The 22,247-nt window shown below is 66.8% G+C and carries 20 protein-coding genes; 8 read left to right on the top strand and 12 right to left on the bottom strand.

Features of this window, described 5'->3' with window-relative positions:
* Positions 1-25: 25 nt before the first annotated feature.
* Positions 26-328 (bottom strand): N-acetyltransferase, encoded by a 303-nt coding sequence (locus ACZK0Z_RS07800; protein WP_197633619.1) that lies wholly within the window; start codon positions 326-328, stop codon positions 26-28.
* Positions 329-537: 209 nt separating this feature from the next.
* Here ACZK0Z_RS07800 and ACZK0Z_RS07795 point away from each other — a divergent pair, with 209 nt between their 5' ends.
* Positions 538-699 carry a hypothetical protein gene (locus ACZK0Z_RS07795; RefSeq protein WP_005413966.1) on the top strand — a complete coding sequence of 54 codons (162 nt, stop codon included), beginning with the start codon at positions 538-540 and terminating at the stop codon, positions 697-699.
* A 55-nt stretch (positions 700-754) separates the two neighbouring features.
* Here the strand turns inward: ACZK0Z_RS07795 and ACZK0Z_RS07790 are convergent, their stop codons facing one another.
* Positions 755-1,381: a rhomboid family intramembrane serine protease gene (locus tag ACZK0Z_RS07790; RefSeq protein ID WP_010486760.1), complete on the bottom strand. Its 627-nt coding sequence runs from the start codon at positions 1,379-1,381 to the stop codon at positions 755-757.
* A 7-nt stretch (positions 1,382-1,388) separates the two neighbouring features.
* Entirely contained in the window at positions 1,389-2,954 is a 1,566-nt protein-coding gene (locus ACZK0Z_RS07785; RefSeq protein WP_049429111.1) for a POT-type proton-dependent oligopeptide transporter, read from the bottom strand.
* A gap of 162 nt (positions 2,955-3,116) precedes the next feature.
* On the opposite strand from ACZK0Z_RS07785, the gene ACZK0Z_RS07780 reads away from it, so the two are divergent.
* Positions 3,117-3,965: an endonuclease/exonuclease/phosphatase family protein gene (locus ACZK0Z_RS07780; RefSeq protein ID WP_049429110.1), complete on the top strand. Its 849-nt coding sequence runs from the start codon at positions 3,117-3,119 to the stop codon at positions 3,963-3,965.
* Positions 3,966-4,154: 189 nt separating this feature from the next.
* On the opposite strand, the gene ACZK0Z_RS07775 is transcribed toward ACZK0Z_RS07780, so the two are convergent.
* Entirely contained in the window at positions 4,155-4,766 is a 612-nt protein-coding gene (locus ACZK0Z_RS07775; protein WP_005410310.1) for a superoxide dismutase, read from the bottom strand.
* A 220-nt stretch (positions 4,767-4,986) separates the two neighbouring features.
* Here ACZK0Z_RS07775 and ACZK0Z_RS07770 point away from each other — a divergent pair, with 220 nt between their 5' ends.
* Together ACZK0Z_RS07770 and ACZK0Z_RS07765 are read left to right on the top strand one after the other, a co-directional pair.
* Positions 4,987-5,439 carry a guanyl-specific ribonuclease gene (locus ACZK0Z_RS07770; protein WP_049429119.1) on the top strand — a complete coding sequence of 151 codons (453 nt, stop codon included), beginning with the start codon at positions 4,987-4,989 and terminating at the stop codon, positions 5,437-5,439.
* Positions 5,439-5,852, top strand: coding sequence for a barstar family protein (locus ACZK0Z_RS07765; RefSeq protein ID WP_049429109.1), 414 nt, complete (start codon positions 5,439-5,441; stop codon positions 5,850-5,852). Before ACZK0Z_RS07770 ends, ACZK0Z_RS07765 begins: the two co-directional genes overlap by 1 nt.
* A gap of 184 nt (positions 5,853-6,036) precedes the next feature.
* Here ACZK0Z_RS07765 and ACZK0Z_RS07760 read toward each other — a convergent pair whose 3' ends face one another.
* Positions 6,037-7,800, bottom strand: a complete 1,764-nt coding sequence (locus tag ACZK0Z_RS07760; protein ID WP_197632425.1) for a hypothetical protein — start codon at positions 7,798-7,800, stop codon at positions 6,037-6,039.
* 10 nt (positions 7,801-7,810) lie between these two features.
* Positions 7,811-8,410: an NfuA family Fe-S biogenesis protein gene (locus ACZK0Z_RS07755; RefSeq protein ID WP_049429107.1), complete on the bottom strand. Its 600-nt coding sequence runs from the start codon at positions 8,408-8,410 to the stop codon at positions 7,811-7,813.
* A 90-nt stretch (positions 8,411-8,500) separates the two neighbouring features.
* Here ACZK0Z_RS07755 and ACZK0Z_RS07750 point away from each other — a divergent pair, with 90 nt between their 5' ends.
* The 3 genes from ACZK0Z_RS07750 (at position 8,501) to zupT (ending at position 10,172) form a co-directional block, all read left to right on the top strand.
* Positions 8,501-8,851: a 4a-hydroxytetrahydrobiopterin dehydratase gene (locus tag ACZK0Z_RS07750; protein ID WP_049429106.1), complete on the top strand. Its 351-nt coding sequence runs from the start codon at positions 8,501-8,503 to the stop codon at positions 8,849-8,851.
* The gene (locus tag ACZK0Z_RS07745; RefSeq protein WP_049429105.1) at positions 8,848-9,264 is read left to right on the top strand and encodes an energy transducer TonB; all 417 of its coding nucleotides are present in this window, start codon (positions 8,848-8,850) and stop codon (positions 9,262-9,264) included. The genes ACZK0Z_RS07750 and ACZK0Z_RS07745 overlap by 4 nt, the downstream gene beginning before the upstream one ends.
* Positions 9,265-9,362: 98 nt before the next feature.
* Complete coding sequence (gene zupT / locus ACZK0Z_RS07740) at positions 9,363-10,172, top strand: zinc transporter ZupT (RefSeq protein ID WP_197632424.1); 810 nt, start codon at positions 9,363-9,365, stop codon at positions 10,170-10,172.
* A gap of 182 nt (positions 10,173-10,354) precedes the next feature.
* On the opposite strand, the gene ACZK0Z_RS07735 is transcribed toward zupT, so the two are convergent.
* Positions 10,355-11,329, bottom strand: coding sequence for an RluA family pseudouridine synthase (locus ACZK0Z_RS07735; protein ID WP_029550681.1), 975 nt, complete (start codon positions 11,327-11,329; stop codon positions 10,355-10,357).
* Positions 11,330-11,736: 407 nt separating this feature from the next.
* Here ACZK0Z_RS07735 and ACZK0Z_RS07730 point away from each other — a divergent pair, with 407 nt between their 5' ends.
* Positions 11,737-14,979, top strand: coding sequence for an Rne/Rng family ribonuclease (locus ACZK0Z_RS07730; protein WP_197632423.1), 3,243 nt, complete (start codon positions 11,737-11,739; stop codon positions 14,977-14,979).
* A 163-nt stretch (positions 14,980-15,142) separates the two neighbouring features.
* Here the strand turns inward: ACZK0Z_RS07730 and ACZK0Z_RS07725 are convergent, their stop codons facing one another.
* Genes ACZK0Z_RS07725 through ACZK0Z_RS07705 form a run of 5 tightly spaced genes read right to left on the bottom strand, consistent with a single transcriptional unit; the run spans position 15,143 to position 22,245 of the window.
* Positions 15,143-16,027: an endonuclease/exonuclease/phosphatase family protein gene (locus ACZK0Z_RS07725; protein ID WP_049430603.1), complete on the bottom strand. Its 885-nt coding sequence runs from the start codon at positions 16,025-16,027 to the stop codon at positions 15,143-15,145.
* A 2-nt stretch (positions 16,028-16,029) separates the two neighbouring features.
* Positions 16,030-19,197, bottom strand: a complete 3,168-nt coding sequence (locus ACZK0Z_RS07720; RefSeq protein WP_459004503.1) for a discoidin domain-containing protein — start codon at positions 19,195-19,197, stop codon at positions 16,030-16,032.
* The gene (locus tag ACZK0Z_RS07715; RefSeq protein WP_049430599.1) at positions 19,194-20,030 is read right to left on the bottom strand and encodes a carbohydrate ABC transporter permease; all 837 of its coding nucleotides are present in this window, start codon (positions 20,028-20,030) and stop codon (positions 19,194-19,196) included. The genes ACZK0Z_RS07720 and ACZK0Z_RS07715 overlap by 4 nt, the downstream gene beginning before the upstream one ends.
* Positions 20,027-20,908: a carbohydrate ABC transporter permease gene (locus ACZK0Z_RS07710; protein WP_005410323.1), complete on the bottom strand. Its 882-nt coding sequence runs from the start codon at positions 20,906-20,908 to the stop codon at positions 20,027-20,029. The genes ACZK0Z_RS07715 and ACZK0Z_RS07710 overlap by 4 nt, the downstream gene beginning before the upstream one ends.
* A complete protein-coding gene (locus ACZK0Z_RS07705; protein ID WP_197632421.1) occupies positions 20,905-22,245 on the bottom strand; it encodes an extracellular solute-binding protein in 1,341 nt (446 codons plus the stop codon). The genes ACZK0Z_RS07710 and ACZK0Z_RS07705 overlap by 4 nt, the downstream gene beginning before the upstream one ends.
* Positions 22,246-22,247: the final 2 nt, after the last annotated feature.

The raw sequence follows: 22,247 nt of genomic DNA, 5'->3' as shown, positions 1-22,247 counted from the left end.
TGGCTGAAGCGTGGCCCGCTGGCATTCAGCCAACGAGCAGGTCGTGGTACTCCTCGTGCCGCTGCAGGAAGGCTTCGGCATACGAACATGCCGGCACCACCTTGTACTTCTGCTCGCGCGCAAAGCGCAGCGCCACACGGGTCAGCTCGCCTGCGATGCCACGGCCGGCAATCGGCTCGGGCACTTCGGTATGTGTGATGACCATGCGCTTGCGTTTGATCTGGTAATCGAGCACCGCCAGCTGTCCGCGCACACGGGCGGTGAAGCGATGGTTGGCCAGGTCGTGATCGACCTCGTAGGCCAGACCGGGGGGCGTGACCGAAGCCATGGAACTGTCTCCTGCGGCGACTGCGTGGATGGTGCGCAGCCGGGCGCCATGATCGCGTGAAGCCTGAACAGGGGCAAGTCCAATCCATTCACGTCAGATTTCGACCCTCAAGCTGGAGGGAGGACGGCCGCTATCGCCTGTGGAGGGGTACGGCCAGGCTGGCACGGCCCTTGCGACCGTTGACCATGCGCATCACCGCGGAGGCCCCGATGCACCCCAGCGATTCCCATTCCGATACCGACCGCGCCCTGCTGGAGGGCCTGCTGCAACTGGCGGTGGAAGGGCAGACCGAAGACCAGGATTTCCAGCGCATCGGCGAAGAAGTGTTCGCCCGTCTGCTGGACACCTACGGCCAGCAGACCCGCGCCTGACCAGGAGCGGAGGCCCTGCCCCGGGATCGGATCCAGCGGATCCGACCCCGGCCCCTCAACCGCCGCCGAGGCGGAAGGTCGGGTTGGAGAGTTCGCGCAGGAAGTGGGTGAAGATGCTCGGCTGCATGGCCAGCATGAAGATCACGCCGAACGCTGCACCGGCCAGGTGCGCGCTGTGGTTGATGCGATCACCACCGCGCTTGTCCATCCAGATGCTGTAGCCCACGTAGAACGCGGCATAGACAATCGCCGGTGCCGGGATGAAGAACACCAGGATGATCGACCACGGCTTGATCAGGATGAAGGCGAACAGCACCGCCGACACCGCTCCGGACGCGCCGAGGCTGAGGTAGTTCGGGTTCTTCTGGTTCTTCAGGTAGCTGGGCAGGATCGAGACCAGCAGCGCTCCGATGTAGAACGCCGGGTAGGTGAGGTAGCTGCCGGTGAGCTGCACCATCACACTCTCGATGAATCCCCCGAAGAAGAACAGGGTGATCATGTTGAAGATCAGGTGCGACCAGTCCGCGTGGATGAAGCCATAGGTCACCAGCCGGTCGTACTGGCGGTGACGGTCGATGGCCGGCGGCCACAGGATCAGGCGGTCGGCCAGCTTGCGGTTGTTGAACGCCATCCACGACAGGATGGCGGTGATGGCGATCAACAGCAGATTGACGGGGGTCATGTCAGGCTCAGGCGCTACGGTAGTTGTCGACCATACGATAGCGTTTCGCGTACCAACCGAAGGCCAACGCCGCGACGAAGGCGAAACCGGCGAAGAAGAACATCAGGAATGCCGCCTCGCTCAGGCCGGTACTGGCGATCTTGTGGGTCACCGTGTCATTGCGCACGGCGGCATTGGACAGCAGCACCCACAGGTTGCCGATGGTGGTGGTCAGGTTCCAGAAGCTCATCACCACGCCCTTCATCGCCTGCGGCGCCTGGCTGTAGGCGAATTCCAGGCCGGTGGCCGAGACCAGCACCTCACCGAAGGTCAGCAGCGCGTACGGCAGCACCTGCCAGAAGATCGACATGGCGTTGCCCCCGTCCATCACCACCTGGATACCGCCGACCACGATCCAGGCCAGGCCACTGAAGGCGATACCGGCGGTCATCCGGCGCAGCGCGGTTGGCTCGAAGCCGAAGCGGCGCAGGGCCGGGTACAGGACGAGGTTGTTGAACGGGATCAGGATCATCACCAGCAGCGGGTTCAGCGCCTGCATCTGCGAGGCGGTGAACCAGCTGGGCATCTGCATCTGCTGGCCCTGCAGGACCCAGGTCGAGGCCTTCTGGTCGAACAGCGAGAAGAACGGCGTGGTCAGGGCGAAGATCACCAGAACGCGCAGCACCGAGCGCACGCCTTCAACCGCTTCGGCCGGATGCAGGCCACGGGCGCGATCCAGCTGCAGCCAGGTGCCACCACCGATACCGGCCAGGATCGATACCAGCGCCAGGCACAGGCAGATCACGATGCCCAGCGAGCCCACCAGGCCGAACGAAGCCACTGCCAGCACCAGGCCGAGCACCGCGATCACCAGGCCCGGACGCCCCTGGCCCGCCACGCGCGCGGTCAGCGCGGTGCGCACCACGTTGGCGAACGAATGCGGATCCTTCGGCGGCAGCGGCACCAGCACGTAGCGCTTGCGGCCGAGCCAGAACACGAAGGTGGCAACGAACATCAGGATGCCCGGGATACCGAACGCCCACTGCGGGCCCCAGTTCTTCAGCACCAGCGGAATCAGCAGCGAGGCGAACAGCGAGCCGAAGTTGATGATCCAGTAGAACGCGTCGAACACGATCTTGGCCAGGTGCTTGTTGCTCTGGTCGAACTGGTCACCCATGAACGAGGCCACCAGCGGCTTGATGCCACCGGCGCCCAGCGCGATCAGGCCCAGGCCGAGGAAGAAGCCCTCGCGGCTGTTCTCGAACAGCGCCAGGCACAGGTGGCCGGCGCAGTAGACCAGGCTGAACCACAGGATGGTGTGGTACTTGCCAAAGAACCTGTCGGCCAGCCAGCCACCGAGCAGCGGGAAGAAATACACGCCGATCATGAAGCTGTGCATGATGTCCTTGGCTTCACCGGCACGCCCTTCCGCAGTGATTTCCTGCAGCAGCAGCGAGGTGATCAGGAACTGCACCAGGATGTTGCGCATCCCGTAGAAACTGAACCGCTCGCAGGCCTCATTGCCGATGATGTACGGGATCTGGCGCGGCATCTTTCCCTGGCCGGCGATGGGGGCAACTGCGTCGTGGCTCATCCTGTAAGGCAATCCTGCAAAGCGAAAGGCGCAAGGTTACCGGAACCGGGGCTTGCGAAGCACGCTGCAGGGCTGCATGACAACGGTGCCAATCCATGGCAGGCAGCTTGGGCCCTGCCGGAAGTCACGGCACCTCCACGACAAAAGCGTAAACTTATCGTTATGCGCCCCCTCGCCCACGCCCGTCTCCTGCTCAGCTGCCTCGCAATGGTGCTGGCGTTGCCGGCCCAGGCTCGGACGCAGGTGCCGGCCAGCGCAAACGGTGACGCCGAGCCGCGCCAGCTGACCGTGGCCGCACTGGAACTGCCCAGTCGCGATGACGCGCAGTGGAAGCTGCGTCGCGAACAGGTGGCAAAGCTGCTCACCGAGCTGCGGCCTGACGTGATCTCGGTGCAGCAGGTGCTGCAGCAGCAGGGCCGCAATCCGGCCTGCTGGCTGGCCAGCCGGCTGCGCTACAGCTGCGACTTCGTTACCGCCGACCCGCCCAGCCAGCCGCTGCGGCATGGCAACGCCATGCTGACCCGGCTGCCGGTCAGCGAGGATGGCGTGACCCTGCTGCACCCACCCGGCACCTTCAGTGCGGCCGGCATGATGCGGCTGAAGCTGGGCGAGGCGCTGGTCAACATCTATGTGGCGCGGCTGCGCCCGGACCCGGACGAGACCACCGCGCGCCAGCACCAAACCAGCGACCTGATGACCTGGATCGGCGCCACCGCCGAGGGCATGCCCAGCCTGATCGCCGGTGATTTCTCCGCGACCACGGTGGAACTGGTACGCAGCACCCCCGGCTTCCAGCCGGCCCGGCGCAATCCTGGCGGTCGCCCCGAGCCCCCGGCGGCCAGCGGCGGCGGCGCCAGTGGTCACGGCCTGGACGTGCTGTTCCAGGTCAAGCACTTCGGCGGCATCCGCCAGCAGCCGATCCTGCTGCCCGCCGACGGCGATCTGCCCGGCCTGCGCCTGGGCGTGATGGCCACCCTGCGCCTGCAGGGTGATACGGCCACGACCGAGTAACCCCGCCTCCGGCCCCGGTGGGTGCCGACGGTGGGTGCCGACCTTGGTCGGAACATCCCTGCCGCGCGCGCAGGTGCCTCCGTGCCGACCAAGGTCGGCACCCACCAGGTCCTACCCGACGTCCAGAATCCGGGAAACAAAAAAGGCCGGGGTTTCCCCCGGCCTCTTCGCTTCATCCCATTACGGCAATCAGGCGATCGCTTCCTGGTAACGGCGCTCGACTTCGTTCCAGTCGATGACGTTGAAGAACGCGCCGATGTATTCCGGACGGCGGTTCTGGTACTTCAGGTAGTACGCGTGTTCCCACACGTCCAGGCCCAGGATCGGCGTGTTGCCCTCCATCAGCGGGCTGTCCTGGTTGCCGGTGCTCTCGACCACGACCTTCTTGTCCGGGGTCACGCTCAGCCATGCCCAGCCACTGCCGAAACGGGTCAGCGCGGCCTTGGTGAAGGCGTCCTTGAACTTGTCGAAACCGCCCAGGTCCTTGTCGATGGCCTTGGCCACGTCACCCACCGGGTTGCCGCCCGCGTTCGGCGCCATCACGGTCCAGAACAGCGAGTGGTTGGCATGGCCGCCACCATTGTTGCGCACCGGGCCCTGCAGGTTCTCCGGCAGCGACTTGAGCTTCTTCACCAGTTCTTCGACCGGCAGGTCAGCGTACTCGGTGCCTTCCAGCGCCGCGTTGACGTTGTTGATGTAGGTCTGGTGATGCTTGGTGTGATGGATTTCCATCGTCGCCGCATCGATATGCGGTTCCAGCGCGTCGTAGGCGTAGGACAGCTTGGGCAGGGTGTAGGCCATGATGCATCTCCTGATTGCGAGGGCACCCGACGGTGTCGGGCGTTGCGCGGTGAATGATGGGGACAGACCGCCAGATTACCAAGGGGGATGTAAAGGAAATTGCGTCCTGCCAGTGAGCACGACGGCAATTGTTACGCACCGGTGACGCACCGCGCTCCTCATGCACCGTGCAGCGCAGGAGCGCTACAGTGCCTGCCACCACCCCTGCCCGCCCCTGCCCATGCGCAACCCCCGGCTGCTGATCACCGCCATCGCCCTGCTGCTGCTCGGCCTGGTCGTCAACCATTTCATGCAGCGCCCTCCGGCGCCACAGTTCGCACCGGAACTGCAGGGCACACCCGCCGCGCGTGCGCCGGCCGCTGCCGGCGCAGGCAATGACAGTGGCCTGCCCGCCTTCCTGCCCGCCGAAGCCCGGCAGACCATCGCCCTGATCCAGCGCGGCGGGCCGTTCCCGCACCGCCAGGACGGCAGTACCTTCGGCAACCGCGAACAACAGCTGCCGCAGCGCCCGCGCGGTTACTACCGCGAATACACCGTGGACACCCCCGGCGCACGCACCCGTGGCACGCGCCGCATCGTCACCGGCGGTGATCCGGCGGAGGCGTGGTACTACACCGACGACCACTACGAATCATTCCGCAGCTTCACCGTACCGGCCCAGGGAGCGCAGTGATGAGCCATGACGATTTCGGCCTCGGCCTGCATGACATCAACAACGCTGGCGTCTACGCCATCGACAGCGACGACATCAGCGCATTGGCCGCCGCGATGCGCGACGCCGGCCTGAAGGTGATCCGCATCGATCTGGAAGGCGTGGCCGACAAGCGCACCCTGCTGGCACGGCTGGCGGCGCAGCTGGATTTCCCGGCGGGCTTCGGCGGCAACTGGGATGCGCTGTCGGACAACCTGCGCGACCTGCAATGGCTGCCGGCCAACGGCTACGCGCTGTTCCTGGCCGACGTGGATGCACTGCGTGCCGCCACCCAGAAGGACTTCGACACCCTGCTGGATGTGATGGATGAGGCCAGCCGTGACTGGGTCGGCCGCGATGTGCCGTTCTGGGTGTTCCTGTCGCAGAGCGCGTAAGCGCAACGCCCTGGTAGAGGCCGACCTTGGTCGGCGCTTCTGCGCCAACCAAGGTTGGCACCCACCAAAGCACGCCAGCACGACCGCCACATCCCGCGGTGGGTCCAGCGAAAAGCCGCCTTGTTGTTCAAGGGGGCGCGCCAACGGCGCGGGGATAGGGAACATGCGTGGACAACGGCAGCCGCTAGCGGCTGCCGTTGTCTTCCTGCAGCTCTTTCTTGAAGGGAATGTCCGGCGGCGGCCGTGCCACGGCCGGCTGGTCCTGCATGTTCGGATTGGTAAGGCCACAGCCTCCACCCGCCTGCAGGATCGAGATTACACAGGAGATCTTCGTACCGGTGCCCGGCAACGGAATCTCCATCGACTTGATGCCCTTGCGCACCCATTCGGCCAGCAGTGATTCCTGCGGCACCCAGTACTTGTCGAACGAGGTCGGCGTGTAATCGTACGGTGGCCGCTTCAACCAGGTGCCGGACTGCGCGATGCGCTCCTTGCTCCAGCCATCATTGGCGCCGCCGGGGGCGCCACGCTCGGCGTGACCGTCACCCTGCTGCCCCGGCACGCGCACGCTGCCATCGGCATTGAACAGGCCATTGCCCTTGCCGGCCACACTGGCCTGGCTTGCACCCCTGCTGGCGCCGTCGTGGTTGCGGCTCGACGCGCCCCAGTCGTCGCCCTTGGCAGGCGTGGCCCAGTTGCCCGGGTTGGGAGCCGGACGCGCGCCGGCCTGGGCCGGTGTCGTGCTGGAGGCGGACGACCGTGGCGTGCTGCTGCTGGCCTGGCTTGCAGTGCCGGCCGCAGACGCCGCCGTTGCCGCTGGCGCGCTGCCGCTGGACGTTGAGGGCGCCGCCGCGGGTGCCGACGCAACTTCTCGCTCGCGTACCTGCACGTCACGGCCGGCAGGCGCACGCACGGTCGGCTCGCGCCCGGCCACAGCAGCCATCCGCACCTGCGGATCGACCACGGCCTGCACTTCGCGCTCGCGCACCTGCACGTCGCGCTGCGGCACACGGACCTGCACATCGGCCGTGCGCAGCGGTTGCGATACCGCCGGTGCATCGACCGTACTGACTTCGCGCTCCTGTACCTGGATGTCACGCAACGACGGCGCACGCACCGCGACTTCAGGCGTGCGTACCGGAGCCGGGGTGGGTGGCGCCTGCACCGGCTGCACGCTGCGCTCGCGCACCGTCGGCGTGGTGTCGCGCGGCACGATGCTGACCTCCGTGCGCGGCACGCTGACCGGTGGCACCACGAAATCCGTACTGGCCTCGGCTACTTCAGTGGCCTGCACCGGTGACGGTGGCGGTGCCGCGACGGGCGCCGGCTCGGATTCGGCGGGTGGCGGTGGCACGCTAGCCGTCACCGCCGGAGCGGATGCAGACGCCGCTGCCGACGCGGACGCCGGGCGCGGCTCAGGCGCCGTTGCGGCCCCTGCGTCCTGGCCAGCTGCAACCTGCCCCGGCGGTGCAGCCGCCGCCGCTTCGGCACCTGGCTGATCGCCGCCGCCTTCCTGGGTGGCGCGACCGACGAACTCCACCTGCACGCGCTGGCCTTCGGCGCCTTCTTCTTCCGGTGCCGTGGTGCGGATCACTGCTACCCATAGCAGCAGCATGAAGAACAGCAGATGCAGCAGCGCACTGGCCAATGCCGAGATCCAGCGCATCCAGCGCTGGTCGCGCGGCGCGGCATCCCAGTCCTGCCAGAACAGACGACGCACCGCCTGCCACGGCGACAACCGGGGCAGCTGCCCCGGAGGCCCCGGCAGCGGGCGCGGCAACAGCACCGCGATCAACTCGCTGGCGTGCAGCGGCCGCGGCAACGGACCCAGCGAGCGCAGCCACAGCGCCCAGCCATACGGCAGGCGCGTGGTCTTCTCGAGGACGGCCCTGGGCTGCTGGCGGGCCAGCAGCAGGTCGATGAATTGCTCGGCCCGGGTCAGAGGCACGCGTCAGCGATCAGGCGGCGTTGCCGCGAGGGATATACGGCGCGTGGCCACTGTCGTGGTCGGTCGCGTCGCGGACGGCGGTCACGCCCGGCACGCGGCCCATCAGGGTCTTTTCAATGCCCTGCTTGAGGGTCACGTCGGCCATGCCGCAGCCCTGGCAGCCACCACCGAAGCGAAGCAGCACCACGCCTTCGGCCGAGACTTCCTGCACGGCCACCTTGCCGCCATGCGAGGCCAGCTGCGGATTGATTTCATTCTCCACAACCCAGTGCACGCGCTCGACCAGCGAGGCGGCATCGCCGGGTGCTTCACCCTTGATGCGCGGCGCCTTGATGGTCAGCTGCTGGGTACCGGCGCTGCCGGCGACGATATCGATCTCGGCACCGTCGAGCCAGCCGACACTGCTCGCGTCGACGTAGAGAGTGAAGCCATCGCAGTCCACCGCCCACTCGTCGCCAAGCAGATCGGCCGGCTCGGCGAACTCCAGCCGGGCGTCAGCGCGCGGAGTACCGGGATCGACCGCGCTGAGGCGCACGCCCATGCCGGGCACGCCCTCGCGTTCGATCAGCTTGCGGAAATGGGTCTGGGCAGTGTCGGAGATCTGGATCATCAGGCTATTCTAGCCAAGTAAGCGTCAGCCGCTCATACGGTTTATACACCGTCCGGCGCATTGTTCAGTCAACACGAGGTGGAGATTCCCATGGCCGACCTGATTCCGCTGGCCCAGGCCCGTTGCGTGCCGCGCAAGGGCAGCGACCACAAGCTGGGCGAGGCCCGCCTGGCCGAACTGCTGCCGCAGATTCCCGGCTGGGAGCTGAGCGAGGGCGGGCAGGCCCTGACGCGCACCTTCCGCTTCAAGGATTACTACGCCACCATGGCCTTCGTGAACGCGCTGGCCTGGATTGCCCACCACGAGGACCACCATCCGGACCTGGGCGTGCATTACGACCGAGCGGTCGTGCGCTTTTCCACCCACGACGTGGGCGGCCTGAGCGAGAACGACTTCATCTGCGCTGCAAAGACTTCGGCCCTGACGGAGCAACTGCCATGAACGTACGTTTGCTGAGCCTGTCCCTGATCGCTGCGACCGGCCTGGCCGGCTGTGGCGCGTCCGAGCCGCCGGCACCACCACCGCCCGCGCCGACCGAAGTCGCAGCGGTGAAGACGCCGCCGCCGCAGTACCCGCTTGAACTGGCCTGCATGGGCGTGGGCGGCACCAGCACCTTCAAGGTGACCATCGGCACCGACGGCAAGCCGAGCGAGGTTGCGCTGCTCACCGGCGCCGGCAACCCGCAGCTGGATGAACTGGCCAAGACCGCCGTTCAGGGCTGGCAGTTCAATGCCGCCACCCGCAACGGCCAGCCGGTGCCGGCCACCATCCAGGTGCCGGTCAGCTTCAACCCGCCGCAGCCGAAGCCGGACCAGTGCTTCGCCATCGAAGAACGCCTGCGTCGCGGCGGCTGATCGCCCGTACCCCGACGAGGCCCGCCGACGCCCGCCTCGCCCTCGCCGCCCCGGCCCTGACCGGGGCGGTTGTCTGTTGACCAGGACCGCGTCGGTAGATGCTGCAGATTCCCCCCGAAAACATCTGGATCGCGCTGGCGGTCACCCTCGCGGCCGGCCTTGCCACCGCGATCGGCAGCCTGTTGGTGCTGTTCTCGCGCCGCCCCAACCCGCGCCTGCTGGCCTTCGGCCTGGCCTTCGCTGGCGGCGCGATGGTCTACGTCTCGCTGTCGGAAATCCTCAACAAGTCCATTGCCTCGTTCGCACTGGCCTATGGCGAGCGCACCGGCTTCACCTACGGCACCCTGGCCTTCCTGCTGGGCGTGATCGTCATCGTGCTGATCGACCACTTCATTCCCAACCCGCATGACAGCCTGGACAAGCAGGATCCCGCATTCCGCGAGAACAGCCGCGAGTACCTGAAGCGCGTCGCGCTGCTGACCTCGATCGCGATCACCGCGCACAATTTCCCGGAAGGGTTGGCGACCTTCTTCGCTACGCTGGAAAGCCCGTCGGTGGGCATGCCGCTGGCCTTCGCCATCGCCATCCACAATATTCCCGAGGGCATCGCAATCGCGGTGCCGGTGTACTTCGCCACCCAGAACAAGTTCCATGCGTTCAGTGCCAGCCTGCTGTCCGGCCTGGCCGAGCCGGTGGGCGCGGCGCTGGGCTACTGGCTGCTGTCAGGATCGCTGTCGCACGCCACGTTTGGCTGGGTGTTCGGACTGATCGCCGGCGTGATGGTGTTCCTGGCGCTGGACGAACTGCTGCCTGCGGCCAAGCGCTACGCCAAGGGCCACGAAACCGTGTACGGGCTGGTGGCCGGCATGGGCACGCTGGCGATCAGCCTGGTGCTGTTCAAGTGGTGAGGGGTTCCCGGCCAACGGGCTGAGCCCCCTCGCGGCTGGCGGAGCGAGATTCCGGGGTTGGGCCGAGCGAGGTGGGTTCACGGCGTCCCCCGCCAACCCATCCGAACCGACCAAAACCGGAATCCCACGTTGGACGCCAGCCGCGAGGGGCTGCGCCGGTTGGCCAGTCGGCCCCGAAGGGGTTATTTCAGCCGGTCCAGCGCCTCGACCAGCTCATCCGCCAGCGGCGCATTCAGCACATACGGGCTCTTGCCGTCGTCCAGTGCGAACTCCAGCGAGGCCGCGTGCAGGAACAGTCGCTTCAGCCCGATCTGCTCACGAAGCCGCTTGTTGACAGCAGGATCGCCGTACTTGTCGTCACCGGCCACGGGATGCCCCAGGTGCTGGGCATGCACGCGGATCTGGTGGGTCCGGCCGGTCTCGATGCGCACTTCGCAGTAGGAATGGCCGCCGCGGCGCTCCAGCACCCGGAAGTGGCTGATCGATTCCTTGCCGATCGCGTTGACCTGCACATGGCGCTCGCCACCCTGGCGCAGGCCGACATGCAGCGGCGCATCGACCGTCATCACGCCGTCGGGCATGCGCCCGGCCAGCAGGGTCAGGTAGCGCTTGCGGATGCCGGCACCGTGGTCTTCACGCAGCAGGGCCTGCAGTTCGCTCAGCGCCGAGCGCTTCTTGGCCACGATCAGCAGGCCCGAGGTGTCGCGGTCCAGCCGGTGGACCAGTTCCAGGGTCTGCCCCGGGCGCAGCGCGCGCAGGGTCTCGATGGCGCCGAAGCTGATGCCGCTGCCACCGTGGCTGGCCACCCCGGTGGGCTTGTTCAGGGCCAGCAGGCGGGCGTCCTCGAAGACGATGGCCTGCTCCAGGCGGCGCATGAACGCCTCCGGAGGACCGGCCTTGTCTCCCTCTTCGCTGAGACGGACCGGCGGCACACGCACCTCGTCACCCGCCTCCAGCTTGCGTTCGGCCTTGGCACGGCCGCCATTCACCCGTACCTGGCCGCTGCGCACCAGCTTGTAGACCAGGCTGCGCGGGGCGCCCTTCAGCTGGCCAAGCAGGAAGTTGTCCAGGCGCTGGCCGGCGCGGTCGGCGGGAACGGTGATCATGCGCACGGAAGGCTTGTCGCCAGCGGGTTTGGTCGGGTCTTGGGCGGTCATCAGGCTGTTTATTCTGTTACACTCGGGGGGCGAGATAAGGGATTGATTTCGTTGGAAGTTACTCAGGGCCAGAAGCCCAGCTTCCGACGAATCCGGCACAGTGCGCGACCACCGCCCGCGGGGCGGCCATGTTAGCGGCTCACCGGCCTTCCCGGCCATCGCCGGATGCCTGACACGCAACCGTGCTGAACATGTCCCGCGTGGCGCTCCAGCCTGGCTGACAGCTGCCTGCGGCCTGTAACACCCCAAAACCCATAAGAGTGAAGCGCTCCCGCGGCCTGCCGTGGTGTCGTAGCGCTGGAAACCCAAGCCGCCCTCCCCGCGCTTGCGCGAATGGGCGGCGAACCGTGTCCAGAGGCGAAACCCCATGGCGTTCCGCGCGGTAGCCGCTTGCGAGGAACGCAACAATGAAGCGAATGCTGATCAACGCCACGCAGGCTGAAGAGCTGCGTGTTGCCATCGTGGATGGCCAGTCGTTGTATGACATCGACATCGAACAGCCGTCGAAGGAACAGAAGAAGTCCAACATCTACAAGGGCCGGATCTTCCGTATCGAGCCCTCGCTGGAAGCGGCCTTCGTCGAATACGGTGGTGGCCGCCATGGCTTCCTGCCGCTGAAGGAAATCTCCCGCGACTACTTCCAGGCCGGCGTCGACCACAACAAGGCCGGCATCCGCGAGCTGCTGAAGGAAGGCCAGGAGATCGTCGTCCAAGTCGACAAGGAAGAGCGTGGCAACAAGGGCGCTGCCCTGACCACGTTCATCTCGCTGGCCGGCCGCTACATGGTGCTGATGCCGAACTCGCCCAGCGCTGGCGGCGTGTCCCGTCGCATCGAAGGCGAAGACCGTGCCGCCCTGAAGGACGCCCTGGACAAGCTCAATATCCCTGATGACATGGGCGTGATCATCCGTACCGCCGGCGTCGGCCGCGATGCGGAAGAGCTGCAGTGGGATCTGGACTACCTGCTCAACGTCTGGCGCGCCATCGCCGAGGCCGCGCTGAGCAAGCCGGCCCCGTTCCTGATCTACCAGGAATCGCGCCTGATCGTGCGCGCCCTGCGTGACTACCTGCGTGCCGACATCGGCGAGATCCTGGTGGACACCGAGGAGATGTACGAGCACGCCCGCGAGTTCATGCAGCAGGTGATGCCGCAGACCCTGCGCAAGCTCAAGCACTACAAGGACGACATCCCGCTGTTCAACCGCTTCCAGATCGAATCGCAGATCGAAGGCGCCTACGAGCGCAACGTGCGCCTGCCGTCGGGCGGCTCGATCGTGGTCGACCAGACCGAAGCGCTGACCGCCGTCGACGTGAACTCCTCGCGCGCCACCAAGGGCAGCGACATCGAGGACACCGCCTTCCAGACCAACCTGGAAGCGGCCGAGGAAGTGGCCCGCCAGCTGCGCCTGCGTGACCTGGGCGGCCTGGTGGTGATCGACTTCATCGACATGGCCTCCAACAAGCACCAGCGTGAGGTCGAGAACCGCCTGGCCAACGCGCTGAAGTACGACCGCGCGCGGGTCCAGGTCGGCCGCATCTCGCGCTTCGGCCTGCTGGAAATGAGCCGCCAGCGCCTGCGCCCGAGCCTGGGCGAGTCCAGCCAGATCGTCTGCCCGCGTTGTGACGGCCACGGCCGCATGCGCAGCGTCGAGTCGCTGTCGCTGTCGATCATCCGCGTTGCCGAAGAGCATGCAATGAAGGAGAACACCGGGCAGGTGCTGGTGCAGGCCCCGGTGGAGATCGCCAATTACCTGCTGAACGAGAAGCGCAGCGCCCTGCGCGAGATCGAACAGCGCCACGAAGCGCCGATCGTGATCGTCGCCGACGAGCAGCTGCACACCCCGCACTACACCGTCACCCGCCTGCGCGAGAACGAGCTGGGTGAAGAAAGCAGCAAGCCCAGCTACCAGCGCGGCACCCCGCGCAAGCTGCCGGTGCACGCCCTGACCAAGGGCCAGCTGAATATCCCGCCGCCGGCCGTGACCCAGGTCAAGCACACCTCCCCGGCCCCGGTGCGCGAGGAAGCAGAACCGGCCAAGGCGGCGCCTGCCCCGGTCGCCGCAGCGCCGGTGGCAGCGGCACCGAGCGGTGGCGTGATCGGTTGGCTCAAGCGCGTGTTCGGTGGCGAACCGGCCCCGGCACCGGCAGCCGCGGCTCCCGCCGCCCGCCAGCAGCAGGACGGCGGCCGCAAGGACCGCAACAAGGATCGCAACAAGGACCGCAAGGACCGTCGCGACGAAAACCGTGGCAACGGTGGAAACGGCAACGCGCAGCAGCAGAAGGATGGCGGCAACCGCAAGGACCGTGCTGAGCAGCGCAACAAGGACGGCCGCAACGGCAACAACGGCAATGCCCAGCAGCAGCCGCAGCAGGCCAAGCAGAAGGATGGCCAGCAGCAGCCGCAGCAGCAGAACAAGTCGCGCAACGAGCAGCAGGGCCAGAACCAGCAGCAGCCGAAGCTGAAGCAGCCCAAGCAGCCGCGTCCGCAGCAGCAGGACGGTGACAAGCCGGCCGAGAAGCCGCAGCGCAACGCCGCCGATGCACCGGCCGAAGCCGTGACCGCGGCAGCAGCCGTGGCCGCCACCGCCGTCGCCGCCAATGTGGTGACCGCGCAGGAAGCCACTGCCCCGGTTGCGCCGGTTGTGCCGCTGGCCGCCGCTCCGGTGGACGCCGCAGCACCGGTCGAGACCGCTGCCAACGCTGCCAGCGAGGCCGAGGTGATTGCGGTTGCCGGTGAAGAGGCTGCAACCGACCCCAATGGCGAGCAGGCAGGCGAAGGCGCGACCCGCCGTCGCCGTGGCCGTCGTGGTGGCCGTCGTCGTCGTCGCGGTGGCGCCGAGAACGCCGCCGGCAGCGATTCCCTGAGTGATGACCAGGACGATGGTGATGACGGTGATGACGCCGATGGCGCTGAGCCGAACATCGACAACCCTGCCGGCACTGCGCCGGCCGCCGCCGCACAGCCGACCCGTTCGCAGCCGGAGTTCGATTTCGATGACGAAGCCGAACCGGTCGCTGTCGAAGCCGAGAAGCCGGCCCGCGCTGCCGCCGCTGTTGTCGCCGCGCCGGTCGCGGTGGTGAGCAGCGCCGTGGTCGAGGCTGCCGCACCGATCACCGCCGAAGTGCCGGCGCCGATCGAAACCGCAGCCAAGGCAGAGCCGGTGTCCTCGCCGGTGCAGACCAGCATGCTCGATGCCATCGACGCAGCAACCCCGGCGCAGCCGGTGGCCGCTGCTGCTCCGGCGGTCGAAGCAAAGCCGGTCGCGGTTGAAGCAGCCCCGGCTGCGGAAGTCGCTCCGGTGATCGAGGCCAAGCCGGCGGCAGTCGAGGTTGTACCGGTGGCTGAAGCCAAGCCGGCCGTTACCGAAACCGCTCCGGTGGTAGAAGCCAAGCCGGAGATCGTTGAGGCTGCTCCGGTGGTTGAAGCCAAGCCGGTCGCCGAGCCCGTCGTGGTCGCCGAACAGCCGGTCGCGCCGGTGGCGGTGGAAGCCGCGCCGGTCGAAGCCGCCGCCCCGGTCGCCGAAGCGGTGGTGACGCCGTCGATCGACCCGGTCGCCGACGGCCACACCGACGCTGCCGCCCAGGCGGCCGAAGCCAAGGCCGACGAAGAAGATGAAGAGGCCGCCAAGCGCACGCCGCCGGCGAACTGATCAATCTTTGATCGCCTGAAACGAAACGGCGGGGATCGATGATCCCCGCCGTTTCTGTTTGTGCCGTGCCGTGGTGGTTGCCGACCTTGGTCGGCGGCGTTGATTCAACGCACGCGGATACGTCCGTGCCAATCAAGGTTGGCACCTACCGAAGCAGGTTTGCTCAGGGTTTCGGCGCGAACTGCAGGCGGGTCCACACGCCGTAATGGTCCGAGGCCCAGCGACCGCTGTCGTCGGGCTGGTCGAACAGGATCTTCGCCTCGCGCGCAACCATCTCGTCCTGCTGGAAGAAGATGTGGTCGATCCGGGAGGGCGCCTGGTAGTAGTGGCGATTGAGCGTACTGACCCCGGCAAGGTCGGTGTTCACGTGCACGCTGCCGTAGCTGTCGCCGTAGTGGCTGCGCAGCTCGCTCAGGTCGCCGGCATCCACCAGTGCATTGAAGTCGCCGGCGATCACCACCGGAGCACCAGCCGACGTCGCAGCGATGAAGCGCAGCAGGTCCTCGACCTGGCTGCGGCGGATGCGTTGCCCGCTCTCGTCACTGCGCTCGTTGAGATGCGTGGCGTAGACGTTCACTGGCGTGCCGTCGACGTCGATGCGCAGGTGAGCAACCGTGCGGTAGTCGTCCAACGGCTGCAGCAGATGATCGCCGTGGGCAAGGATCGGTCGCCGGGTCAGCAGTGCATTGCCATAGCGCTTGGGCGCGCCCACCGGATCGGTGGACACGAACACGTACTTGTAGCCGAGCTGGCTTGCCAGCCACTGCGCCTGGTTGCGCACGTTGCGGCGCTGGATCACCTCCTGCAGGGCAACCGCATCCGGCTGCAGGCGCTTGAGCTCGGCCAGGATCGTGCGGCGCCGGCTCGGCCAGTCTTCGCGGTCATGATGCAGGTTGAAGGTGACCATGCTCATGCCTGGCGCGGAGGCAACGTCAGCCGCTGTCGCGGTGGCCGGCTCGGCCGCCATCAGCGCACCCGGCAATGCCAATGCAATTGCCAGCCCCAGGGCACGCACGGTCGTGCGCACCCCTGCCCCTTGCTGCTTCATCGTTACTGCCCCTTGCGCTCGGCGCGGCGCACCGCGCCCGGTACATCGATCTCGACCCGCGCCGGCAGCTGGTGCACGTGCAGTTCCTTGTTGACCCATTCGACCGCTTCACCGTTGATGGTCGCCTCGCCCGGATCGCCGGCGTACGGCCACGGCAACACCACGCCACCGACCGGTGGCAGAAGGCCCGGCTGCACCTCCAGCACCAGCTGCTTGTCGCTGCGCTGCAGGCGGTAGTTGAGCTGGCCCTGCGGGGTGCGCAGGCCCTGAACGGCGATGCCCTCGCCCTGCAGCCACGCGGTCGGCACGCCAGCGGCCAGCACCAGCGCATCGTCCATGTCGCGGTTGTAAGCGAACATGTCCAGCGCCGAACGCACGAAATCCGAGGCCACCCACGCGTGCGGCAGGTCGCCGACGAAGAACGGCTTGCGCGGGGTGCGCGAGACCACTTCGGCCCACTGGTTCCAGGCCTGCGGCGCACGGTCCTTGAAGAAGAATTCGGTGGCCTGCCAGGCGCGGTCACGCCAGCCCAGGCGCACGAAAGCGGCCACGTTGCGCCACTCGTACGGGGTGTAGTCCTTCCACTCCCGCTTGCCATCGCGACGGGCCACGAACTCCTTCCAGTAGCGCTCGAAGGTCGCCTCCAGCGCCTGCTGCGGCAGTCGGCCCTGCTCGCCGCCCGGCGCCAGCGCGATGGTGGTCGAGGTCGCATCGAAATCGCCCAGTTCGGCCGAGCCCGGCAGGTAGTCGATGGTGTGCTGCTGCATCGCCGACAGCAGCGATGCCTGCAGGTCATCACGGAACTGGTCACGCGATTCAGCGATCTGCATCGCCTCGACCTTGCCCAGCTGGGTCGCAAGCAGCGCCGCGTCCTTGTAGCCGCGCAGCGCCCAGAAGTTGTCCCAGTACGAATGCATCGGCTTGGCCGAATAGCCTTCGTGGCTGATCGAGGCCGGCATCATCCCGTAGAAGGCCGGGTTGCGCGCGCGGTTCTCTTCGGTGCGCTCGCTGGCGCGCAGCTGCTCCATGTAGGTGTAAGCGCCCTGCACGTGCGGCCACATCAGCTCGGTGAAGGTGCTGTCGCCGGTATAGCGCCCGTACTCGGCGATGCTGTAGATCAGCTCACCGTGGCTGTCGTTCTCCGGCACCGGGTCGCTGCCGCGCGCGTCGACGCAGCACGGCACCTTGCCGTTCTCGAACTTGTACGGCGCATACCAGTTGATGTAGTCACGCACCGCATCGCTGCGCCCCATGCGCAGCAGGCCCTCGGAAATCATCGCGCCATCGCGGATCCAGCTGCGGGCATAGGAACGCGTGCCCGGCTGCAGGCGCGGCCCGACGCGCGAGATCAGCATGTGCGCGACTGCCGTGCGCAGGGTGTCGACCAGCGGCTGGCCCGCAGCGGGCACCTGCAGCGAGACCACGCCCAGCTTCTGCCGCCACTGCTCGGCCACCTGCGCCTGCGCCTTGGCCACGTCCAGCGCCTTCGGCGCCCAGCCACCGGTCTGCGGCAGTACCACCGCCACCTCGCGGCTCTGGCCGGGCTCGAGCTTGATCGTGTAGATCAACGCGCCCGACGCCATGCCGGTGCTGTCCTTCACTGCGGTGGCTGCCGGGTACTTGCCGTCCGCCAGATGCATCGCATCGAGCTTGCCATCGAACGTGCTGGCAAAGCGCGCATCCGGAACCTGCAGCGGGTAGATGCGCGGCTCGCCGTTGACCCGCACCAGCTGCTCGCCGACATCCAGTGCATCGATGCGGCTGAAGCCACCGACGGTATTGAGGAACTGCGTGGGCGGATTGACCTGCCACGGCCGGATCGCCAGTGCCAGGGTGTATTCGTGTGCGACCTTGTCCGGATTGCTCAGCCGGTAGCGGCCGATCAGCTGCGCACGCTCCGGTGTGCCCTGCACGAAACCGGTCACCGCCAGGCCGGCCTTTTCATGCACCCAGTCGACATTGGCGATCGGCAGGTAGTGATCCTGCAGCGACTGGGTGATCGCGACCTTTGACCAGTCCAGCAGCTTGCCATCGAGGCGGATGAACGGCTCGATGCTGAAGCTGCCCTTGGCCGGCTCCAGCGCGCCATCTTCGCTGATCAGCGCCTGTTCCTGGCCGCCATCAAGGCCGAGCAGGGTCCAGTACGGCTGTTCGCCCACATAGGCACGCGGCAGCGAGCCACGCGGCAGATCGGCGGCCACCGAGGACAGGAAGGCATTGGGCGTGGCGGCGAACGCCAGCGGCTTCAGTGCGATGTCACGGATGCCGTAACGCCAGTTCGGGCCATCCTGCAGATCGAAGCGCACGTAGCGTGCATCGGTATCCGGCAGCGCCAGCCAGTCACGGCCACCGGCGCCGCTGGTCACCTCGCGCACAGTGCGCCAGTCGCGGCCATCTTCCGAGGTACGCACGGTGTAGCGGCGCGCTTCCAGATTCGGCAGCCAGTCGATCACCGCACCGCCGATCTCGCGGCTCTTGTGCAGGTCCAGGCTGATGGTCTGCTGCTTGACGCCACCGCTGATCCAGAACGTATCGCTCTTGCCATCGATCATGCGGTCCTGCAGCGCGGTGGCGGTATCGGCGATCACCGACGGCACCAGCGCCGAATCATCCTGCGGCGGCAGGCCCTGCAGGGTCAGCTTGTCGAAGCACACCGTGCCGCGGCCGCCGACCTTGCTGTAGATGGTGAATTCGACGGCGGCGCTGCTCGCCATGTCCTTCCCGGGCGACGGCCCCCACGCCTTGTCAATCTGCCGACGCCGGTACTCGACCGGCGTCCATGCCCTGGGGAAGCTGTAGCCGGGACGGTTGACCCACCAGACGTTGTCGCCGCTGGCGTCGATCAGCTTGAACTGCAGGTCGTTGCCCGGCGAATCACCGCGCAGCTGGAAGCCGAAGCGGTAATTGACCGGGTACTCGATGTTCAGCGCACGACGGATGCCGACGTAGCCGGAGACATCGTGGAAATCGTAGTCCAGGCACAGCGCGCGGCCACCGCCGGCGCCGCTGACCGGACGCAGCGAACCGCTGACCTGGTCGGACAGCACCAACTTCCAGGCCGCGATGTCGTCGAAGTCGTCCAGCACCTTCGGTGCCGGCAGCGCCGGGGGTGCGGCGATCGCCAGGGAGGTCCACAACAGGCCCAGTCCAACGGCGATCGCTCGCTTCATCCCTTGACGCTCCCCAGCAACAGACCTTGGATGTAGTACCGCTGCAGCACCAGGAACAGCGCCAGCACCGGGACCACGGTGACCACCGCGCCAGCCATCATCATTTCCACGTCCATGATGTGCTCGCGCGAGAGGGTGGCCAGCGCCACCGGCAAAGTGTAGTGCTCCTGGTCGGTCAACACGATCAGCGGCCACATGAAATCGTTCCATGCGCCCATGAAGGTGAAGATCGCCAGGGTCACCAGCACCGGCTTGAGCATCGGCAGCACGATCTGGAAGAAGATACGCAGCTCCCCTGCCCCGTCGATGCGCGCCGCCTCCAGCAGTTCGTCCGGAATCGAACGCGCGTACTGGCGCACCAGGAAGATGCCGAACACGCTGGCCAGCGCCGGCACGATCACGCCACCGAAGCTGTTGACCAGCCCCAGCTGCTTCATCAGCAGGAACAGCGGCAGCATGGCCACCTGCGCCGGAATCACCAGCGCCGCCATCAGCACCTGGAACAGGCGCTCGCGGCCGACGAAGTTGAGCTTGGCGAAGGCATAGCCGGCCATGGTATTGAGCAGCAGCGAACCGACCGTGATGCCGAGCGACACCAGCAGGCTGTTGGCGAAGTTGCCGCCCATGCCGGTGCGCGCGAACAGCTCATGGTAGTTGTGCGTGGTGACGCTGGAAGGCAGCAGCGGCGGCGGGAAATGGCTGGCCTCGCCCTGCGGCATGAACGAGACCGACACCATCCACAGCAGCGGCGCCAGGCTGACCAGGGCCAGCACCAGCAACGCGCCATTGATCATCCACGGGTACCAGCGCGACTGGCCGATTTCACGACTCATACCAACTGCCTCTTGCGGCCGAAACGCAGCATTACGGTGGTCACCGCCAGGATGATCAGGAACAGCAGGAACGCCACAGCCGAGGCGCGTCCCAGGTTCCACCACTTGAAGCCTTCCTCGAACATGAAATACAGCACGCTGACGGTGCTCTGCAGTGGGTCGCCGCGGGTCATCACGTACGGTTCGGCGAACAGCTGGAAGTAGCCGGACACGGTGATCACCCCGACCACCAGCAGCACCGGGCCGAGCATCGGCAGGGTGATGTGCAGGAACTGCTTCCAGCGCGAGGCGCCATCGATGCGCGCGGCCTCGTACAGGTCATGCGGGATCGCCTGCAGGCCGGCCAGGAAGATCACCATGTTGTAGCCGAAGTTCTTCCATACCGCGAACAGCATGATGGTCGGCATCGCCCAGTTGGGATCACCCAGCCAGTCGATCGGGCTGATGCCCAGATGGCCCAGCCCGTAGTTCACCAGACCGTAGCTGGTATGGAACAGGTAGCGCCAGATCACCGCCACCGCCACCAGCGTGGTCACCACCGGCGCGAACAGTGCGGTGCGGAACAGTGCCTTGAAGCGTGCGGCCGGCGCATTGAGCAGCATCGCTGCGCCCAGCGACACGCCGATCGACAACGGTACGCCGATCAACACGAAGTAGGTGGTATTCCACAGCGACTTCCAGAACATCGGCGTCTGCAGCAGGTCGATGTAGTTGCCCAGCCCGACAAAGCGCAGGTTGCTGCTGTCGGCCAGTGCATACAGGTCGAAGTCGGTCACGCTCAGCGCCAGCGCCGAGGCCACCGGCAGGCCGAAGAACACGCCCAGCACGATCAGCGAGGGGCCGGCGAAGATCCAGCCGGCAAGCGAAGTACGTTTCATTGCGCGCTCCCGGCGGCGACGGCACTGCTGGATCGCGGCGACGATACGCGCTGCTGCAGGCGTTGTTGTTCATGCATCCAGCGGCGCTTGGCCAGCACCTTGTCCACGCGCTGGTCGAGTTCTTCGACGGCCTTGTCCTGCGGCAGACCACCACGCACCACCTTCTCGGTGACGATGCGCATTTCCTGCACGATGCGCTCCCATTCGAGCACCTTCGGCGTCGGCTTGACCCGCTCCAGCTGGTCACGGAACGCTGCGGCCAGTGGATCGTTGGCCAGCGACGGCGCGCTCCAGGTGCTGCGACGTGGCGGCAGGTCGCCGATGATCGAATGGAAACGTGCCTGGATCTGCGGGCGCGACAGGAACTCGATCAGCTTCCACGACGCTTCCTTCTGCTGCGACTTGCGGAAGATCACCAGGCTGGTGCCTCCGGCGATGCCGGCCCCTGGGCCGTCCGGCCCCGGCAGCGCGGCCGTGCCCCACTGCCCTTCCAGTTCCTTGGGCTGCAGCTTCTTGAACTCGCGGATGTTCCAGGGGCCGGAAATGTAGAACACGTTGAAGCCACGGAAGAACTCGTCCCAGACGTTGGAGATCTGCGTCTCGGACATCTTCGGCGCCCAGCCCTGCTCGAACATGTTGGCGTAGAAGGCCAGCGTGCGGCGGAAGCCCGGGCTGGCGAAGTTGCCGCGGGTGTCGTCGTCGCGCAGCAGCGGGTCGGGCTGCTGCAGCGCCAGCGACAGCTGCTGCTCGAATTCGTTGATCGGCATCAGCACCGCATAGCGGTTCGGGCCCTGCATGCGCTTGATCGCCGCCATCTGCTCGTCCCATTCCTGCCACGTGCGCGGCGGGTGGTCGTAGCCGGCCTTGGCCAGCAGGTCCTTGCGGTAGTAGATCAGGCGGGTGTCGACATACCACGGCACGCCGACCAGCTCGCCGTGGATCACGTTGGTATCCCAGATGCCCTGGAAATAATCCTTCTCATCGACCACGGCCGAATGATCGACGAACGGCTGCAACGGGGTCAGCGCATCGAGCTCGGCAAACTCCGGCACCCAGGTGTTGCCGAGCTGGCAGACATCCGGCAGGCCATCGGCGGCGAACGCGGTCAGCAGCTTCTCGTGCGCGGCGGTCCACGGGATGTTCTGCACGTCCACCTTGATGCCGGGGTTTTCGGCTTCGAACTCATGGATCAGCTCGCTGACCACCTCGGCTTCGCGGCCCATCGCCCAGAAGCGCACGGTAGTGGTGCCCGGTTCGGTACCGGCGCAGCCGGCCACGGCCAATGCGGCCAGGGCGGGCAGCGTCCAGCGGCGCAGGCGGTCGATCCAGTTCGGCATCG

Source organism: Stenotrophomonas sp. 116085_Sma (assembly GCF_056479585.1).
The sequence above is the reverse complement of the archived record's forward strand: the minus strand, read 5'-3'. Positions and strand labels throughout refer to the sequence as shown.

Coding starts and splice junctions, on each gene's coding strand:
- ACZK0Z_RS07770 (WP_049429119.1), top strand. CDS start 4,987: ATGCGCAACCCCCGGCTGCTGATCACCGCCATCGCCCTGCTGCTGCTC.
- ACZK0Z_RS07780 (WP_049429110.1), top strand. CDS start 3,117: ATGCGCCCCCTCGCCCACGCCCGTCTCCTGCTCAGCTGCCTCGCAATG.
- ACZK0Z_RS07715 (WP_049430599.1), bottom strand. CDS start 20,030: ATGAGTCGTGAAATCGGCCAGTCGCGCTGGTACCCGTGGATGATCAAT.
- ACZK0Z_RS07785 (WP_049429111.1), bottom strand. CDS start 2,954: ATGAGCCACGACGCAGTTGCCCCCATCGCCGGCCAGGGAAAGATGCCG.
- ACZK0Z_RS07795 (WP_005413966.1), top strand. CDS start 538: ATGCACCCCAGCGATTCCCATTCCGATACCGACCGCGCCCTGCTGGAG.
- ACZK0Z_RS07725 (WP_049430603.1), bottom strand. CDS start 16,027: ATGAAGCAGCAAGGGGCAGGGGTGCGCACGACCGTGCGTGCCCTGGGG.
- ACZK0Z_RS07775 (WP_005410310.1), bottom strand. CDS start 4,766: ATGGCCTACACCCTGCCCAAGCTGTCCTACGCCTACGACGCGCTGGAA.
- ACZK0Z_RS07735 (WP_029550681.1), bottom strand. CDS start 11,329: ATGACCGCCCAAGACCCGACCAAACCCGCTGGCGACAAGCCTTCCGTG.
- ACZK0Z_RS07750 (WP_049429106.1), top strand. CDS start 8,501: ATGGCCGACCTGATTCCGCTGGCCCAGGCCCGTTGCGTGCCGCGCAAG.
- ACZK0Z_RS07745 (WP_049429105.1), top strand. CDS start 8,848: ATGAACGTACGTTTGCTGAGCCTGTCCCTGATCGCTGCGACCGGCCTG.
- ACZK0Z_RS07720 (WP_459004503.1), bottom strand. CDS start 19,197: ATGAAGCGAGCGATCGCCGTTGGACTGGGCCTGTTGTGGACCTCCCTG.
- ACZK0Z_RS07765 (WP_049429109.1), top strand. CDS start 5,439: ATGAGCCATGACGATTTCGGCCTCGGCCTGCATGACATCAACAACGCT.
- ACZK0Z_RS07790 (WP_010486760.1), bottom strand. CDS start 1,381: ATGACCCCCGTCAATCTGCTGTTGATCGCCATCACCGCCATCCTGTCG.
- ACZK0Z_RS07800 (WP_197633619.1), bottom strand. CDS start 328: ATGGCTTCGGTCACGCCCCCCGGTCTGGCCTACGAGGTCGATCACGAC.
- ACZK0Z_RS07705 (WP_197632421.1), bottom strand. CDS start 22,245: ATGCCGAACTGGATCGACCGCCTGCGCCGCTGGACGCTGCCCGCCCTG.
- ACZK0Z_RS07755 (WP_049429107.1), bottom strand. CDS start 8,410: ATGATCCAGATCTCCGACACTGCCCAGACCCATTTCCGCAAGCTGATC.
- ACZK0Z_RS07710 (WP_005410323.1), bottom strand. CDS start 20,908: ATGAAACGTACTTCGCTTGCCGGCTGGATCTTCGCCGGCCCCTCGCTG.
- zupT (WP_197632424.1), top strand. CDS start 9,363: ATGCTGCAGATTCCCCCCGAAAACATCTGGATCGCGCTGGCGGTCACC.
- ACZK0Z_RS07730 (WP_197632423.1), top strand. CDS start 11,737: ATGAAGCGAATGCTGATCAACGCCACGCAGGCTGAAGAGCTGCGTGTT.